14 protein-coding genes are annotated in these 15,841 nt (G+C 64.6%); 2 read left to right on the top strand and 12 right to left on the bottom strand.

The window, feature by feature from the left end; translation table 11 throughout:
• The 12 genes from ACPJW8_RS04225 to ACPJW8_RS04170 all read right to left on the bottom strand — a co-directional run bounded on the left by ACPJW8_RS04225 (position 1) and on the right by ACPJW8_RS04170 (position 14,843).
• A complete protein-coding gene (locus ACPJW8_RS04225; protein ID WP_330186572.1) occupies positions 1 to 1,050 on the bottom strand; it encodes an ABC transporter permease in 1,050 nt (349 codons plus the stop codon).
• Positions 1,051 to 1,114: 64 nt separating this feature from the next.
• A complete protein-coding gene (locus tag ACPJW8_RS04220; protein WP_330186571.1) occupies positions 1,115 to 2,116 on the bottom strand; it encodes a substrate-binding domain-containing protein in 1,002 nt (333 codons plus the stop codon).
• Between the two features lie 210 nt (positions 2,117 to 2,326).
• On the bottom strand, positions 2,327 to 3,772 hold the full coding sequence (locus ACPJW8_RS04215) for a sugar porter family MFS transporter (RefSeq protein WP_330194253.1): 1,446 nt from the start codon (positions 3,770 to 3,772) through the stop codon (positions 2,327 to 2,329).
• Positions 3,769 to 4,644 (bottom strand): sugar phosphate isomerase/epimerase, encoded by an 876-nt coding sequence (locus tag ACPJW8_RS04210; protein ID WP_330187011.1) that lies wholly within the window; start codon positions 4,642 to 4,644, stop codon positions 3,769 to 3,771. Before ACPJW8_RS04210 ends, ACPJW8_RS04215 begins: the two co-directional genes overlap by 4 nt.
• Before the next feature lie 2 nt (positions 4,645 to 4,646).
• The gene (locus ACPJW8_RS04205) at positions 4,647 to 5,666 is read right to left on the bottom strand and encodes a Gfo/Idh/MocA family oxidoreductase (RefSeq protein ID WP_330186569.1); all 1,020 of its coding nucleotides are present in this window, start codon (positions 5,664 to 5,666) and stop codon (positions 4,647 to 4,649) included.
• A gap of 31 nt (positions 5,667 to 5,697) precedes the next feature.
• The gene (locus ACPJW8_RS04200) at positions 5,698 to 6,615 is read right to left on the bottom strand and encodes a sugar phosphate isomerase/epimerase (RefSeq protein WP_330186568.1); all 918 of its coding nucleotides are present in this window, start codon (positions 6,613 to 6,615) and stop codon (positions 5,698 to 5,700) included.
• Positions 6,616 to 6,629: 14 nt separating this feature from the next.
• Entirely contained in the window at positions 6,630 to 8,141 is a 1,512-nt protein-coding gene (locus ACPJW8_RS04195; protein ID WP_330186567.1) for a CoA-acylating methylmalonate-semialdehyde dehydrogenase, read from the bottom strand.
• A 78-nt stretch (positions 8,142 to 8,219) separates the two neighbouring features.
• The gene (gene iolD / locus ACPJW8_RS04190) at positions 8,220 to 10,166 is read right to left on the bottom strand and encodes a 3D-(3,5/4)-trihydroxycyclohexane-1,2-dione acylhydrolase (decyclizing) (RefSeq protein WP_330186566.1); all 1,947 of its coding nucleotides are present in this window, start codon (positions 10,164 to 10,166) and stop codon (positions 8,220 to 8,222) included.
• Between the two features lie 6 nt (positions 10,167 to 10,172).
• A complete protein-coding gene (locus tag ACPJW8_RS04185; protein WP_425256452.1) occupies positions 10,173 to 11,135 on the bottom strand; it encodes a Cgl0159 family (beta/alpha)8-fold protein in 963 nt (320 codons plus the stop codon).
• A 2-nt stretch (positions 11,136 to 11,137) separates the two neighbouring features.
• Positions 11,138 to 12,142 (bottom strand): 5-dehydro-2-deoxygluconokinase, encoded by a 1,005-nt coding sequence (gene iolC / locus ACPJW8_RS04180; protein ID WP_330186565.1) that lies wholly within the window; start codon positions 12,140 to 12,142, stop codon positions 11,138 to 11,140.
• 227 nt (positions 12,143 to 12,369) lie between these two features.
• On the bottom strand, positions 12,370 to 12,774 hold the full coding sequence (locus ACPJW8_RS04175; RefSeq protein ID WP_330186564.1) for a tautomerase family protein: 405 nt from the start codon (positions 12,772 to 12,774) through the stop codon (positions 12,370 to 12,372).
• A 137-nt stretch (positions 12,775 to 12,911) separates the two neighbouring features.
• Positions 12,912 to 14,843: a glycerophosphodiester phosphodiesterase gene (locus ACPJW8_RS04170; RefSeq protein ID WP_330186563.1), complete on the bottom strand. Its 1,932-nt coding sequence runs from the start codon at positions 14,841 to 14,843 to the stop codon at positions 12,912 to 12,914.
• A 130-nt stretch (positions 14,844 to 14,973) separates the two neighbouring features.
• Here ACPJW8_RS04170 and ACPJW8_RS04165 point away from each other — a divergent pair, with 130 nt between their 5' ends.
• Positions 14,974 to 15,336 carry a metalloregulator ArsR/SmtB family transcription factor gene (locus ACPJW8_RS04165; protein WP_330187009.1) on the top strand — a complete coding sequence of 121 codons (363 nt, stop codon included), beginning with the start codon at positions 14,974 to 14,976 and terminating at the stop codon, positions 15,334 to 15,336.
• Positions 15,333 to 15,815, top strand: a complete 483-nt coding sequence (locus tag ACPJW8_RS04160) for an SRPBCC family protein (RefSeq protein WP_330186562.1) — start codon at positions 15,333 to 15,335, stop codon at positions 15,813 to 15,815. The genes ACPJW8_RS04165 and ACPJW8_RS04160 overlap by 4 nt, the downstream gene beginning before the upstream one ends.
• Positions 15,816 to 15,841: the final 26 nt, after the last annotated feature.

Raw genomic sequence — 15,841 nt, 5'->3', positions numbered from 1 at the left:
TTACTTCAGTTCCGCGCGGCGCTTGACGATGAGGTTAACGATGGTGGCCAGCAGCAGCATGAGGCCAAGGAAGAACTTGAACCAGTCCGGGTTCCACTGGGCGTACACAATGCCCTTGTTGGCCATGCCGAAGATAAAGGCGCCAATCGCGCCGCCCACGGCCGAACCATAGCCACCGGTCAGGAGGCAGCCGCCGATCACCGCGGCAATGATGTACAGGAACTCGTTGCCCACGCCTTCACCGGACTGCACGGAGTCGAAGGCGAAGAGGTTGTGCATGCCCAGGATCCAGCCACAGAGGCCAACGCCCATAAAAAGGCCGATCTTGGTGGCCTTCACCGGAACACCCACGGCGCGGGCCGCGTTGGCGTCTCCGCCCACGGCGAAGATCCAGTTGCCCACCTTGGTTCGCAGGAGGATCCAGGAAGCCACGGCCACCAGGGCGATCCAGATGAAAACCGTGATCTTGACCTCGACACCGCCAATGTTCACCGCTGACGCGAAGACGGCCTGCGCCGAGGAGAAGCCTTCCATGTCCGAGATGGACGGGGAGGACACGCCGCCGCCGATCATCCGGGTGAGGCCGAGGTTCAGGCCCGTCAGCATCAGGAAGGTGGCCAGGGTGACGATGAAGCTGGGCAGCTTGGTCTTCATCAGGATCCAGCCGTTGACGAAGCCGATGGCCAGGGAAACCAGCAGCGCCAGGAGCACTCCCACCCAGACGTTGGTGCTGAAGTACCAGCTGAACATGGACGCTGTGAGCGCTGAACTGATCACGGCGACGCCGGTGGAAAGGTCGAACTCGCCGCCGATCATCAGCAGCGACACCCCTACGGCCATAATGCCGATCGTTGAACTGCCGTACAGCACGGTGGCAAAGGACGAGGGCTGGAGGAACGTGGAGGAAACGAGGGCGAAGAAGACGAAGAGGACGATTGCGCCGACCAGGGCGCCCACCTCGGGGCGGCCAAGGAGCTTCTGGAAGGGATTGCGGCGGCCGAGCCGTTCATCGACCACGGGAGCTGGGGTTTTGGCGAGTGTCTGGGTCATGGGTTTCTCCTGCTAGGGCGGGTTCCGGAGCCTTGGCGGCTCCGGAACCCGGCACAGAGCATCCTTAGCGGATGCCTTCCTTGGCGAACTTGAGGACGTCAGGAGCCGCTGCCTGATCGATGATCGAAGGGCCGGTCAGCACCGGCAGTCCGCCGCCCACGTGGATCCCGCCGCGCTTCGCCTGCCAGAGGGCATCAACGGCGCCATAGCCCTGCAGCCACGGCTGCTGGTCAACAGTGAAGGCCACCTTGCCATCGATGATGGCCTGGGCCAGTTCACCGTTCATGTCGAAGGAAGCGACCTTCATTTTGTCCTGCAGGCCCAGGGACTCCACTGCCTTGTTGATGGTCAGGGTGAACGGTGCGCCCAGGCCGATGATGGCATCCGCGTCCGGTGTGGCCTGGAGCTTCGCCGTCACCGTGGAGGACACCTGGGTCATGTCCGTCCCCTGGACGAAAAGGTTCTCCGTGCCCGGGATCTTGGACTTGACGCCTGCGCAGCGGGAATCCAGGGCAACGTTCCCCTGCTCCATGATCACGCAGATGGGGTGCTTTACACCCAGCGTGGTCAACTGCTCACCGACGGCGGCACCTGCCAGGTTCTCATCGGAACCGAAGTGCGTGAAAGCTCCGACCTTCTGCCAGACATCGGCCCCGGAGTTCAGGCTGACGACCGGGATGCCGGCGTCGACGGCCTTTTTCAGCACGTCCTTCAGGGCGTCCGGCTTGGCCAGCGTAACCGCGATGCCCTGGACGTTCTGGTCGATGGCCTGCTGGATCAGCTGGGCCTGCCGGCCGCCCTCGGGATCGGAGGTGTAGAGCAGTTCGACGTTGTCCTTGGCTGCCGCTTCTTCGGCACCCTTGCGGAGGATGTCCCAAAAAGTGTCACCGGGGGCTGCGTGCGTAATGAGGGCGACCTTGATGCGTTCGGTCGTAGCCACCTGGCCACCGCCGGCAGCTGCGCCGGAGTCGGCCGGCTTTCCGCCGGTGCTGGAACAGGCGCTGAGGGCGAGCATCGGCACTACGGCAGCGGTGAGGGCTGCCTTGCGCCAGGAAAATTTTGCCACGTGAATCTCCTTTGATGTCAGTCCCGGGCTGCCACTTTGCAGCCTCCGGAATACTGCCTACGTCGATCATGGTGACTTACGCCACAGAAGTCAATACTTTGTCCTGACATTAGGATGTATTCACGTAATAAGCGGTGCATTTGTTCTCCAAAACAAGAAGGGCAGCCCCGGCGCCGGTGCGCCAGGACTGCCCTTTGGTGGTGGCAAACCCTAGGGAACAGGGGTTTGTGCCACATCCGGCTTCACGCCGGCGATGTTCTTGAAGTAATGTTCCAGGTCCTCCAGGCTCTTGCCCTTCGTCTCCGGAATGTACTTGGCGGCGAACAGGATCGCCCCGACGCCAAGGACTGCGAAGAAGAAGAACGTGTTGGAGAGCCCGATGGCCGCAAGGAGCTGCGGAAAGCCGAAGCCCACCAGGAAATTGACGATCCACAGCACAAACGCCGAGGCTCCCATACCCAGCCCGCCCATCTTCAGCGGGAAGATCTCGGAAAGCATCAGCCAGGTGACCGGCGAGATGGCACCCTGCTGGAACGCCAGGAAGGTCACCGTCAACGCCAGGATCACAAAGCCGCGGCCGGTCCCCTCCGGGAGGACGAGCGAGAAGAGCCCGATCAGGACCAGGGCACTGGTGGTACCGATCTGGCCGGTTATGAGCATCTTGCGGCGCCCCACCTTGCCCAGGAGCCAGATGCCCACAAACGTGGCCGCCACGGAGATGACGCCGTTGGCGATATTCGCCGTCAGCGCGGCTTCACGGCCAAATCCTGACTCGGACAGGATCTGGGTGCCGTAGTACATGATCGAGTTCACGCCGGTGATCTGTTGGATGACCGCCAACCCGATCCCCACCATAAAGATCCGCCGCAGCCACGGAACGCCGAGGTCCTTCCACGAGCCCATCTTGGACTTGTAGTCCTCAACGGCCATGGCCTTGACCTCTTCGAACTCCTTCCGGGCCTCCTCCTGCGCCCGGATGCGCTGCAGCACGCTGAGTGCCTCGCCAAAACTGCCCATGGAGGCGAGCCAGCGGGGGCTCTCGGGCATAAAGCTCATCCCGATCCAGAGCGCAATGGCAGGCAGGGTGGCGATGACCAGCATCCAGCGCCAGATGCCGCCGGCTTCCCCGAAAGTGTTGCCCAGGTAGGCGTTGAAGACAAAGGCCAGCAGCTGGCCGGTGACGATCATCAGCTCGTTCTGCGTGACGATCCGTCCGCGCCGGTGACTCGGTGACACTTCGGCGAGGTAGACGGGGACCGTCACCGAGGCACCGCCGACGGCGAGTCCCAGCACGAACCTTGCCAGGATCATCACTTCGGTGTTCGGTGCGAAGGTGCAGGCGAGGGTGCCCACCAGGAAGGCCATGGCCAGGACCATGATCATCTTGCGGCGGCCGTTCCGGTCCGCCAGGCGGCCGCCGAACAGTGCACCGAAGGCGGCGCCGAACAGCAACGAGGACGTCACCAGGCCTTCGGTCAGCGGCGTCAGGCCCAGATCCTCCTGCATGTACGGCAGGGCGCCGTTGATAACGCCGGTGTCGTAACCGAAAAGCAGGCCGCCGAACGTGGAAATGATGGTGACGGTGCGCAGCGCCCGTTTGTGGTTCCGGGCGGGCATCTGGGTGTTGTTGGGTGATGCAGCGGAGGAGGCCGTCATACGCTCACCTCCCGGACGTAGCGGTTGATGGTGTCCAGCTGGTAGCGGGACACCTCATCCGCGTTCTCGTCCTCTGCGAAAACGCTGGACACCATCACGGTGTTTTCCTTGTCCAGGAAGCCGATTTCCTTCAGGCCGCCGAAAAATTCGTCCCAGTTGACGTCGCCGTCGCCGATCTTCAGGTGCTGGTGGACGCGGACCGCGTTGCCTGGCGGGTTGGTGATGTACCGCAGCCCGTGGGACGCATGGTGGTTCATGGTGTCCGAGACGTGGACCAGGCGCAGCTTGTCCCCCGCGGCCCGCATGATCTCCAGCGGCTTGTTGCCCATGTGGAACGTGTGGGACGCGACGTACACCATGCCGATGTTGGGCGAGTTGACGCCCCGGATCACGCGCAGCGCAGCCAGGCCGTCCTCCACGAAGTCATCCGGGTGCGGATCGATCAGGATGTCCATGCCTTCGCGCTCGATGATCGGCAACAGCTCCTCCATGGACCTGTAGAAAGCCCGTTCGGACTCCTCGGCCTTTTCCGGCCGGCCGCTGAACTCGGTGTTCATGGTGCTGACGCCAAGGTCCACGGCAATGCGGATGGCGCGCTTCCAGTACCGGACAGCTGCCTCACGGGCGTCCTCGTCAGGCCCTGACCAGCGCAGGACGGGCAGCACCGAGGCAATCTCGACGCCGGCGTCCTTGCAGGCCTTGTTCATCAGGGTGACAAGCTCGTCGTCGGCCTTGGGGTGGTTGTAGAACGGGATCATGTCCGCGTGCGGGGTCATCTGCAGGTATTTGTAGCCAAGATCGGCTGCAACGCGCGGGAACTCCAGCAGGCTGTGGCTGTGGTGGTACGGGGTGGGATCCAGGGCGATCTTCATCATTACTCCTTGGTGTACAGGTCCGGTTTGCTGTTCAGCTGGACCTTGACCTTTTCGCCGGACTTCTGGGCCTCGACGCCGGCCTCGCAGCAGGCAGCGGTGGCGTAGCCGTCCCAGGCGGTGGGACCGCCGATCTGGCCACGCAGGGCAGCATCCACCCAGGACTGGACCTCGACGTCGTAGGCAGCGCCGAAGCGCTCCTCGAAGCCGGGCGTGACGTTGCCGCCCCACTTGCCGGCGGACTGGACGTACGGGCCGGAGTCCCCTCCGATGCTGACAATGCCGTCCTCGAAGGACGCCTGCGTGGCCACCTGGTAGCCGAACTTGGCGTTGACGTAGATTTCGACGTCGGCCAGCACACCTGATTCGGTTTCCAGCAGCACATGCTGCGGATCGTGCTGCCCGGCCGGTGCGTTACGGGTGGGCTTGCCCAGCCGCACCTGCACGGAGGTGATTTCCTCGCCGGTGAAGTAGCGGATGGCGTCGAACTCGTGGACCACGGAGTCGTTGATCAGCATCTCGTTCGTGAAGCCTTCGGGCGTGGTCGGGTTGCGGTGCTGGTGGTGCAGCATCAACAGCTCCCCCAATTCGCCGTTGGTGATGATCGAACCCAGCGCCGCGTATTCGGCGTCGAACCGGCGCATAAAGCCCACCTGGATGCGCTTGTGGCCCAGGGCGGTCTCCGCCTGGACAACCTTCCACGCGCTCGCGGCGTCCGGGGTCAGCGGCTTCTCGCAGAGGATCGGGAAGTCCTTTTCCAGTGCCTTGTACAGGATTTCCTCGTGGAGGAATCCGGGGGTGGCGATCAGCACGGCATTGACGTCACCGTTGTTCAGCGCCTCGTCGGCACTTGCCAGGGCGACGGCGCCGTCGATCCCTTCGATGGCAGCCTGCGCGCGGGCGAGGTCAACGTCCACGACGGCGGCCACTTCGGCTCCGTGGATGCGGGTGTTGAGCCGCTTGATGTGGTCTGCACCCATGCGGCCTGCGCCGATGACGGCAACGCGGAGAGTCTGTGTCACTGTATCTGTCCTTAGATGGGGTTCGGTTAGGTTAGCTGACCCGCGTGCGGGAGCCGCAGGAGAGCAGGTAGTTGCGGGTGCGCTTGGCGATCGGCATGGGCACGTCGAACGCCACCGGGTACATGTCCTGTTCCACGATGCCAAAGATGGGCCGGTTCAGGGCTTCCACCGCTTCGATGACGGCCCGCAGGTCCGGGAGGCCGTTCGGCGGCTCGGTCATCACGCCGGCAAGGTTGGCCGCTGCCCAGGTCATGTTCTTCTCGTTGACCTCCGCCAGGACCTCCGGGTTGATCTGCTTCAGGTGCAGGTAGCCGATGCGGTCCGGGTGGTTCTTGATCAGCTCAAGGCTGGATGCGCCGCAGTATTCGGCGTGGCCGGTGTCCAGGCAGAGGTTCAGGTACTGCGGGTCCGTGGAGGCCAGCAGGGTCTCGATGTCCTGCTGCGCGCCGACGTGGGAATCGGCGTGTGAGTGGAACTGCTGGTGCAGGCCGAAGTCCTCCAGGAGCACCTTGCCCATCCGGTTGTGCCCGGCGAAGAGGTCCTCCCACTGCTGGCCGGTGAGCTCGCCGTTCTCCACGGCTTCACCTGTCACGTCATCACGCCACATGGCGGGAATGACCACAATGTGTTCGCCGCCCATGGCCGCCGTCAGCTCCGCCACCTTGCGGGCCGGTTCCCAGGCTTCGTCGTACTGCTGCGCACCACGGTGGAAGGCCGTAAAGACGGTGCCCGCGGTGACCTTCAGGTCCCGCTGCTTCAGTTCTTCGGCAAGGCGGGTGGGGTCCGTGGGCAGGTAGCCGTAGGGACCCAGCTCGATCCACTTGTAGCCGGACTCCGCAACCTCATCCAGGAACCGCTCCCAGGGGGTCTGCTTCGGGTCATCCGCGAACCAGACACCCCAGGAGTCCGGTGCGGTGCCAATGATCAGTTTGTTCTCGACGTCGGTCATGACAGCGCTGTCTTTCAGTTGGAGGGGAAGTTGTAGGAGGCGCCGGAGGCGTGGGTGGGTTCGGGCCAGCGGGAGGTGATGACCTTGCCGCGGGTGTAGAAGGAGACGCCTTCGGGGCCGTAGATGTGCTTGTCGCCGAAGAGTGAGTTCTTCCAGCCGCCGAAGGAGTGGTAGGCCACCGGGACGGGGAGCGGGACGTTGATGCCCACCATGCCGACAGTCACTGAACGCTGGAAGGTGCGGGCGTTGGCACCGGAGGACGTGAAGATCGCTGTGCCGTTGCCGTACGGGTTGGAATTGATCAGCTTGATGCCTTCGGCGAGGTCGGCCACGCGGACCACTACCAGGACGGGGCCGAAGATCTCCTCGGTGTACGCGGTCATTTCGGTCTTCACGTGGTCGATGACCGTGGGGCCAACCCAGAAGCCTTCTTCGTGGCCGGGAACCACCAGGTCGCGGCCGTCCACCACCATGGCCGCGCCGGCGGCTTCGGCTTCGCTGACGATCTTGACGATGCGTTCCTTGGACGCCGGGGTGATGACCGGGCCCATTTCGGCGTCGGGTTCGGTGCCGTTCTTGACCTTCACGGCCAGGGCGCGCTCCTCGACCTTCTTGACGATCAGGTCTGCGGCATCCCCGACGGCGACGGCAACGGAGATGGCCATGCAGCGCTCGCCGGCGGAACCGAAGGCGGCAGCGGCCAGGTGGTCCGCGGCGTTGTCGAGGTCGGCGTCGGGCATCACGATCGCGTGGTTCTTGGCGCCGCCCAGGGCCTGGACCCGCTTGCCGTGCTTGGTGGCGGTCTCGTGGACGTACTGGGCGATCGGGGTGGAGCCGACGAAGGAGATGCCGTCCACGTCCGGGTGGGTCAGCAGGCCGTCAACAGTTTCCTTGCCGCCGTGCAGCACCTGGAACACGCCGTCCGGCAGGCCTGCCTGCTTCCACAGCCGGGCCAGGAGCATGGGCGCGGAGGGATCGCGCTCGGAGGGCTTGAGGATGAACGCGTTGCCCGTGGCGATCGCCATCGGCGCCATCCACAGCGGCACCATCACGGGGAAGTTGAACGGCGTGATGCCGGCAACCACACCCAGGGGTTCGCGGAAGGAGAAGACGTCGATGCCGGTGGAAACCTGGTCCGAGTAGTCGCCCTTGAGCAGCTGCGGGATGCCGCAGGCGAATTCGATGACCTCCAGGCCGCGGCCGATCTCGCCCTTGGCGTCGGAGAGGACCTTGCCGTGCTCGGCGGTGATCAGCTCGGCGAGTTCATCCACGTGGGCGGCCACCAGTTCGCGGAACTTGAACAGGACGGCGGTGCGCTTGGCCAGGGAAATGTCCCCCCAGCTGTCCGCTGCTGCACGGGCGGCCGCGACGGTGTTGTTCAGGTCCGCCTCGTTGGCCAGGCGAAGCTGCGCGGAAACCTGGCCGGTGGCCGGGTTGTACACCGGCTGGGTACTGTCGCCTTCGCCGGACGTTTCAGTGCCGTTGATGAAGTGGTTGATGGTGGTCAATGTGGTCGTCGTCGACATGTGCGGACTTCCTTGTCGTGTGGCTAAGGGCCGTGTGGCTTGTGGCTAGGGGCCTTGTGGCTGTGTTCGGTGCTCGGGTCAGCCGAGCAGCTTGCGCTGCCGGCTCTTGTGGTCGGTGTAGGTCTTGTAGGCCTGCTGCGTGGATTCAAGCTCGGAGACCTGGGAGACGGGGACGTCCCACCAGGATTCGGAGCTGGGCGCATCCAGCAGCGGATCGGACTCCACGTGGATGACGATCGGTCCCGTCTCCGGGGCTGCCTTCGCTTCCTTGATGGCCGCACCCAGTGCTTCGATCACGTTTTCGCCCGGTTCAATCCGGATGACCCTCGCACCCAGCGATTCGGCGTTGGTGGCGAGGTCGATCGGCAGGTTCTCGCCGGCGTCGAAACTGTGCTGTTCCTTGTCCAGGACGCGGTACTGGGTACCAAAACGCTGGGAGCCCAGTGACTCCGAAAGCGATCCGATGGAGGCGTAGCCGTGGTTCTGGATCAGAACCACAATCAGTTTGATGCGCTCTGCGACGGCGGTGACCAGTTCGGTGTGCATCATCAGGTAGGAGCCGTCCCCCACCATCACCACCACGTCCCGGTCCGGGCCGCCGGCGGCGGCTTCGGCCAGTGCCGCACGCTTGACGCCGAGCCCGCCGGGGATCTCGTAGCCCATGCAGGAGTAGGCGTATTCCACGTGGTAGCCGAACGGATCGCGGACGCGCCACATTTTGTGCAGGTCACCTGGCAGGGAGCCTGCGGCGCAGATGACAACGTCGGTCTCGTCCATGGCCTTGTTGGTGGCCCCGATGATTTCGTTCTGGGCCGGGAGCGGCGTGTAGCGGGTCTCGAACGCTTCATCCACGATCGCGTCCCAGCGCTTCTTTTCCGCGGCGATCTGCGATTCGAGGTCTGCGCCCACGCGGTAGCCGCCCATGGCCTGGTTGAGCTTGACCAGGGCCTTGCGGGCGTCTGCGACGATCGGCAGCGAGGTGCCGTGCTTGTACGCATCCAGCGGGGCCACGTTGATGTTCACGAACTTCACGTCCGGATTCTGGAACGCAGTGCGGGAGGCGGTGGTGAAGTCCTCGTAGCGGGTGCCGATCCCGATGATCAGGTCCGCTTCGGCAGCCAGGGCGTTGGCCGCCGTCGTACCGGTTGAGCCGATGGCACCCAGGGAGAGCTTGTGGTCCCATGGCAGCACGCCGACGCCGGCCTGCGTGTTGCCCACCGGGATGCCGGTGAGTTCCGCGAAGGCTGCGAGTTCCTCGTTGGCGTAGGCGTACAGGACGCCGCCGCCGGCAATGATCAGCGGGCGCTTGGCAGCGCGAATCGCGTCAACAGCGCGGCGGATATCCTCATCCTCGGCCTCCGGGCGGCGGATCCGCCATTCACGCTCGGCCAGGAATTCCTCCGGGACGTCAAACGCCTCGGCCTGGACGTCCTGCGGCAGCGAGATGGTGACGGCGCCGGTCTCGGCCGGATCCGTCAGGACGCGCAGGCCGTGGTGGAACGCGGAGAACAGCTGTTCCGGCCTGGAGACGCGGTCAAAGAACCGGGACAGCGGGCGGAAGGCGTCGTTGACGGTGATGTCGTAGGCGTACGGCAGTTCCAGCTGCTGCAGGACCGGGTCCGCAGCGCGCGTGGCGAAGGTGTCGCTGGGCAGCAGCAGCACCGGCAGGCGGTTGGTGGTGGCCAGCGCGGCGCCGGTGAGCAGGTTGGAGGAACCCGGGCCGATCGAGGTGCTGATCGCGAAGGTCTGGCGGCGCCGGGTGTGCCGGGCATAACCAACAGCCTGGTGGACCTGGGCCTGCTCGTTCCGGCCCTGGTAGTACGGCATGATCGCAGGGTCCAGCTGCTGGTACTGCTTCAGCGCCTGCCCCACACCGGCCACGTTGCCGTGCCCGAAAATGCCGAACGTGCCGGGGATGAGCCGTTCCCGGTACTCCTGCGCACCAATGCGGTCCACCGTGTACTGCCTGGAGAGATATTCGACGACGGCCTGGGCCACCGTCATCCTACGCGTTGCAGTTCCCATGTTGATTTACTCCGATACTTTCACGGACGACGTTTTGTTGAGCAGCGAGGCCGCGGCGGCAACAGCGCCGGCCACGTCCCCGTCCTGGGGGTAGAGCAGGGTACGGCCCACGGTCAGGCCCTGGACTCCGGGCAGCGCCAGCGCGGCTTCCCACGTGGCGAAGACCTCGTCCTGGGTGCCGTCCGGGTCTCCGCCAAGGAGCACGGTGGGCATGGTGGTCGCAGCCATCACGCGTTCCATGTCCGCCACCACGGGAAGCTTCATCCAGGTGTAGGCGCTGGTGGAGCCCAGTCCCTCGGCGATGGCGATGGACTTGATGACGGCGTCAGTGGAGAGATCGTTGCGGACCTTCCCGTTTTCCCGCACGGAGAGGAACGGCTCCACCATGGCAATCAGCTTGCGCTCTGCCAGGGAATCAATGGCCTTGGCGGTGGCTTCCAGGGTGGCCACAGTGTCCGGATCGCCCAGGCAGATGCGGGTCAGCATCTTGCCGCCGTCCGCGCCCAGGGCTTCCAGGGCCGCGGCGGTATGCCCGGTGAAGCGGTCGTCGAATTCGTTGATGAGCCCGGTGAGGCCGCCACGGTTCATGGAACCAAACACCAGTTTGCCGTCCAGGGCACCCAGCAGCAGCAGGTCATCCATGATGTCCGGTGACGCCAGGACGCCGTCCACTGCCGGGTTGGCCAGGGCAATCTGCAGGCGGTCCAGCAGCTGGCGGCGGTCCGCCATGGCCACGGGATCGGAGCCAACAGCCAGGGCACCACGGGCCGGGTGGTCTGCAGCCACGATGAAGTTCTGGGTCCCAGCCTTGACTCCCGGGTGCGGGCGGCGGGCCTTGGCTGCCCGGGCAATGGCGTCGGGATCCTCGAGGCGGATGGTACTCAGGTGCTCGTAGCGGCGCGGATCAGTGTCGGCTGAAGTACCTGGGTTTCCTGGGTTGCGTGCATTGTCAGTGGTGGCGGGGCTCAGGGTCACAGTGCTGCTCCTTCGGTGGCGAACTGCCCGGGACGCAGGCGGCCGCGCTCGGCGAGGAGCGAGATGACCTCTTCCGGCGTCGGCATGGCGTCTGCGCAGGACAGGCGGGATGCCACAATGGCACCGGCCGCGTTGGCATAATCCAGGATGTCTGCCAGCGGCCAGCCGGACAGGAGTCCGTGGCAGAAGGCGCCGCCAAACGAGTCACCGGCACCGAGTCCGTTGACGGTTTCCACGGGAACTGGGGCGGAGACCACACGCTCCGTGCGGGTTTTGGCCATCACGCCTTCAGGCCCAAGCTTGACGACGGCGATCTCCACTCCGGCGGCCAGCAGGCGGTCTGCCTGCTCGTCCGGGGTGCCCTCGCCAACGGCTACTGCGCATTCCTTGTCGTTGCCGATTGCGACGCTGACGTGCGGCAGGATCCTGGCCACCTGTTCACGGGCTTCCTCTTCAGAAGCCCAGAACATGGGCCGGTAATCCAGGTCCAGAATGGTGAATTGCCCCGGGGCCAGTCCCGTGCGGGGGCGGGCCTGGTGTGCCGCCAGGTGCGCTTCGCGGCTGGGCTCCTGGCAGAGGCCGGTGACCGTGGACCAGAAGATCCCGGCTTCGCGGACGGCGTCCAGGTCCAGTTCGCCGGCCTTGATCTGCAGGTCAGGGGCGGTGGGAGTACGGCCGTAGAAGTAGAGCGGGAACTCGTCGGTGGCGGGCTTGATCGCGCAGAACGTGACGGCAGTAGGCCATTCCTTGACCGGTGAGACGAAGGAGTCGTCCACGTTGAACTTGCGCAGTTCCCGGTGCAGGTAGGTCCCGAAGGCGTCATCGCCGGTACGGGTAATGACCCCTGAACGGCGGCCGTGCCGTGCTGCGGCTACGGCCACGTTGGACGGCGATCCGCCGAGGTACTTCCCGAAGGACGTCACGTCCTCCAGGTCAACCCCAATATCGTTCGGGTAGATATCAACGCTGATGCGCCCGATGGTAAGCAGTTCATGGGTCACGGTGGTCGCGGACCTTTCTTCATTGAACTCGGTACCTATGACAGTTGGAGCTCCGTGTGGCTGCCCCCGTGAGCGGGAACACAATCACTACTTTGCCCTAGAATCCATGTCCTGTCAAAGGTTTGTACTGACATATTGACAACTTGCATTTGGCCGTCTTTTGCAGCCCTTCAGGCAAGTCCCCGGGCGGCGCGCGCCGGCATCGCGGCGCGCACTGGCGGACCGGCCTACTTCGCAGGTACAGCCAACTCGCCGGTCACGTACTGGGCGCGGCCAAAACCGAAGGACCAGTCCCCCGCCGTGTTCTCCACATAGCCAATAAAGACGTCCGCGCCGTCAACGCCGGCCGCTTCCAACCGGGACGCCACAGTGGCGAACAAACGCTCCTTGGCTTCCTGGCTCCTGCCGCCCTGGGTGAAGATCTGGATCATCACCACACCGCCGGTCCGCTCGAACCCGAGCCCTGCATCCTGGGCAACAATCTGCCCATCCGGGTGCTCAGTGATGATGTGGAAGTAGTCGCGTTCGGGAATCTTGTATTCGGCCAGGATGGCGTCATGGATGGCCCGGCTGATTTTCTGCAGTTCTTCGGTGCTGCGGCCCTGGTTCAGATCAATACGCACGAGAGGCAAGGGATATCTCCTAAGTAGTTTGTCCTGACATACTAACAAACTTACTCCACGGCATACAAGCGTTAAATGCGAAGCGGAGCCATCCGGACCCACCCATAGGGCAGTCCGAACAGCTCCGCTGGGGCGGCTTCCGGAACCTAGCCGGCCAGAAGGCGGGCGTCTGCAGCCATCAGCGCGGCAACCTCGGCCGGCAGCCCCGCCCCTGACGCAAGCTCAGCCTCCGCTGCGAGCGCCGCCCAATCGGCCTTGTCGATGAGCTTCAGGAGCTTGTCCCGGACCTTGGAATCCGCGCCTTCGGATACGGCCAGCAGGTACAGGCCCGAAACGGAGGGAGCTACGGTGAAGGTGATCTCTGCCGTAGCCACCCCGCCGGCACCCGTTGCCGTGGCCGCCAGGGTGTGCGTCCCGGGAGTCAACGAGTTGGTGGCAACAGCCGCGCCCTCTTCCACGGCGTTGCCGTCCAGGGTCAACGCAACGTCCCCGGCATTGGAACTCACGACGGCGGGAACTACTGATGTGCCCCGGCCGTACGTGGCGCCGTCGGCACCGGAGGGAAAGCTGACGGTGGGCGCCGGAGACGCGGCAGCGCTCTGGTAGCCCACCAGTGCCCCGGCGCGGTTGGTGATGATGCCATCCACTCCGGCCTGGGTCATGACTTTCCATTGCTCGGCAGAATCCACGGTGTAGGGCATCACGGCGATCCCGGCGTCGTGGAGTTCCTTGATGGCGCCCGGGCGGGCGGCCAGCGCCGACCAGCTCGGGTTGTAGGTCACCACGCCATACTGCTTCGCGGCCGCAACAACATCGGCGTCCAGTGTGCCCCGCAGCAGGCCAAGGCGCAGCGTGGGTGCGTATTCGCGGGCATACTGCAGGACGTTCGTGTCGAAGCTCTGCAGGATGGTGTGGTTCTCCAGGCCGCGTTCGCGCACCATATCGATGATGCGCTGCACTTCCGCCCGGGTTTCGGGTCCCTTGACCTCCAAAAGAATGCCACTGCCTTCCGCATCACTTTGGTCGAGGAACTCAGCAAGCGTGGGGACCTTGGCCCCGGCGTAGGCAGGTGCGAACCAGGAGCCCGCTTCAAGTCCGGCAATGTAACCGGAAGTCAGGTCGGACACGTTGCCCGTGCCCGCAGTGGTTCGGTCCACACTGCCGTCGTGGATGACCACCGGAACGCCGTCGGCTGAGGTGTTGACGTCCATCTCCACCCAGTCCGCACCGGCCCGTCCTCCGGAGAGCAGTGCCTGGAGGGTGTTCTCCGGAACCACGGAGGACAACCCGCGGTGGGCGATCACAGCGGGCCGGCCGCCATCTCCCACCAGCAGCGATTCCGTGTCCGGCAGTTGCGTGACGGTGATGTCGTCATAGGAAACGGTGGCGCCATTGTTCACAAAGCCCAGCACGCCGGTATCGGTGCGGATCAGCCGGTTCGTTTCCATCATTTTCTGCCCGTTGAAGTACCACGCGGCCTTGCGTCCACGGACTTCAACGGCCACCTTCACGTCGGTCCCGGTACCGGCAGCGGTGGGTGCCGCCGTCGTATCCGTCACGTTCCAGCTGTTGGCAGCGGTGCGTTCGGCGAATTCCAGTCCGTTGGCGGCCGTGGTGCCGGAGCGCATGGTGGCGATCCAGTACGGAACAGTGCCGTCCGGTTGGATGTCCACGCCGAGTGCTGACCAGCGGCCGGCATTGAGCACGTTCTCGAACCGGACGGTGGCTTCGAACCTGTAGTTTTCCAGGTGCGGTCCGAAGGTGATCCGGGACAGTTGGGACGTGGTGGCACTGGTTCCATAGAGACGGCCGTTGTCCACTTTCCAGTCACCTTCGACGGCGTTGAAGCTTTCCGGCAGGCCGGCGCCGGAGAAGTCCTGGGTGTAGGCCACAGTGGGCTCGGTGACCGGAGCGGCGGTGGCGGGCAGTGGGGCGAGGGCGACGGCGGCAATCGCTGCGATCGCCGCGAGTGCCGCAGACGCTGTGCGGCGGAGGGTTGAGTTATTCACCCTGCCGAGGGTAGGGCCCACGGGTTCCGCGTGGGTGTGGTCCGGGTGCAGGCAGCCCATACGGCTCATGAACGGAGGGTTAAAACCCTTGCGCCACCCTCCCCCGGCGTTCTATCCTTAATCAACCAAGTCATTGATCAACCAATACATTGATTACCCGGTCGGTGACGAGGGCGGCGAGTGGAACGGGAGGTGGATCATGGAACCGGACAACCAGGCACTGCTGAACGCGGCCTTTATGGCGCTGGCAGACCCGGTGCGCAGAAGCATCATTGCCCGGCTCAGCCAGGGACCCGCCACCGTGAACGATCTCGCCGAACCGTTTGCCATCAGCAAACAGGCAGTGTCAAAACATATCCAGGTCCTCGAACAGGCCCAGCTGGTTACCCGCTCACGCGACGCCCAGCGCCGGCCCGTCCACCTGAATCCCGAGCGGCTTGAGGCACTCACAGCCTGGATCGGCCAGTACCGGCTGGTCCGGGAAGAGCAATTCCGCGGCCTCGATGCCGTCCTGCGTACCAACGCCGCACCCAGCGGCCAGCACACTAAGGATGCATCATGAGCAATGCACTGAAACTCTCCGTCCCCGAGGGACAGCCTTTTATCGACTACGAGCGCGAATTCGACTTCCCCGTGGAAGAGGTGTTCCGCGCCCACAAGGAGCCGGACCTGATTGTCCAATGGCTGGGCCCGCGCGGCTACAAGATGGACATCGACCACTACGATTTCCGCACCGGCGGCAGCTACAGCTATCTGCACACGGGACCGGAGGGCGTCCCCTACGAGTTCAAGGGCATCTTCCACACGGTGCGCGAGAACGAGTTCGCCATCCAGACCTTCGAATTCGGCGGATACCCGGACGTTGTCAGCCTGGAGTTCATGACGTTTGAGGACCTGGGCAACGGCCGCTGCAGGCTGCGCGGCCACTCGGTCTACCCCAGCCAGGAAGCCCGCGACGGCATGGCGCAGTCCGGCATGGAAGGCGGCATGAGCGAAGGATACGAACGGCTGGAGGAACTCCTGGCCGGCGTCAAGGCCTAGTTCCCTTAAAGTACGACGACGGCCGG

This window comes from Pseudarthrobacter sp. J47, assembly GCF_049810315.1.
Lineage (GTDB): Bacteria > Actinomycetota > Actinomycetes > Actinomycetales > Micrococcaceae > Arthrobacter.
This window is presented reverse-complemented; position numbering and strand designations above follow the sequence as displayed.

Bases quoted from the DNA above. Each gene is read 5' to 3' on its own strand.
- ACPJW8_RS04195 (WP_330186567.1), bottom strand. From the start codon at position 8,141: ATGTCGACGACGACCACATTGACCACCATCAACCACTTCATCAACGGC.
- ACPJW8_RS04225 (WP_330186572.1), bottom strand. From the start codon at position 1,050: ATGACCCAGACACTCGCCAAAACCCCAGCTCCCGTGGTCGATGAACGG.
- ACPJW8_RS04160 (WP_330186562.1), top strand. From the start codon at position 15,333: ATGAGCAATGCACTGAAACTCTCCGTCCCCGAGGGACAGCCTTTTATC.
- iolD (WP_330186566.1), bottom strand. From the start codon at position 10,166: ATGGGAACTGCAACGCGTAGGATGACGGTGGCCCAGGCCGTCGTCGAA.
- ACPJW8_RS04200 (WP_330186568.1), bottom strand. From the start codon at position 6,615: ATGACCGACGTCGAGAACAAACTGATCATTGGCACCGCACCGGACTCC.
- ACPJW8_RS04215 (WP_330194253.1), bottom strand. From the start codon at position 3,772: ATGACGGCCTCCTCCGCTGCATCACCCAACAACACCCAGATGCCCGCC.
- ACPJW8_RS04170 (WP_330186563.1), bottom strand. From the start codon at position 14,843: ATGAGCCGTATGGGCTGCCTGCACCCGGACCACACCCACGCGGAACCC.
- ACPJW8_RS04210 (WP_330187011.1), bottom strand. From the start codon at position 4,644: ATGAAGATCGCCCTGGATCCCACCCCGTACCACCACAGCCACAGCCTG.
- ACPJW8_RS04165 (WP_330187009.1), top strand. From the start codon at position 14,974: ATGGAACCGGACAACCAGGCACTGCTGAACGCGGCCTTTATGGCGCTG.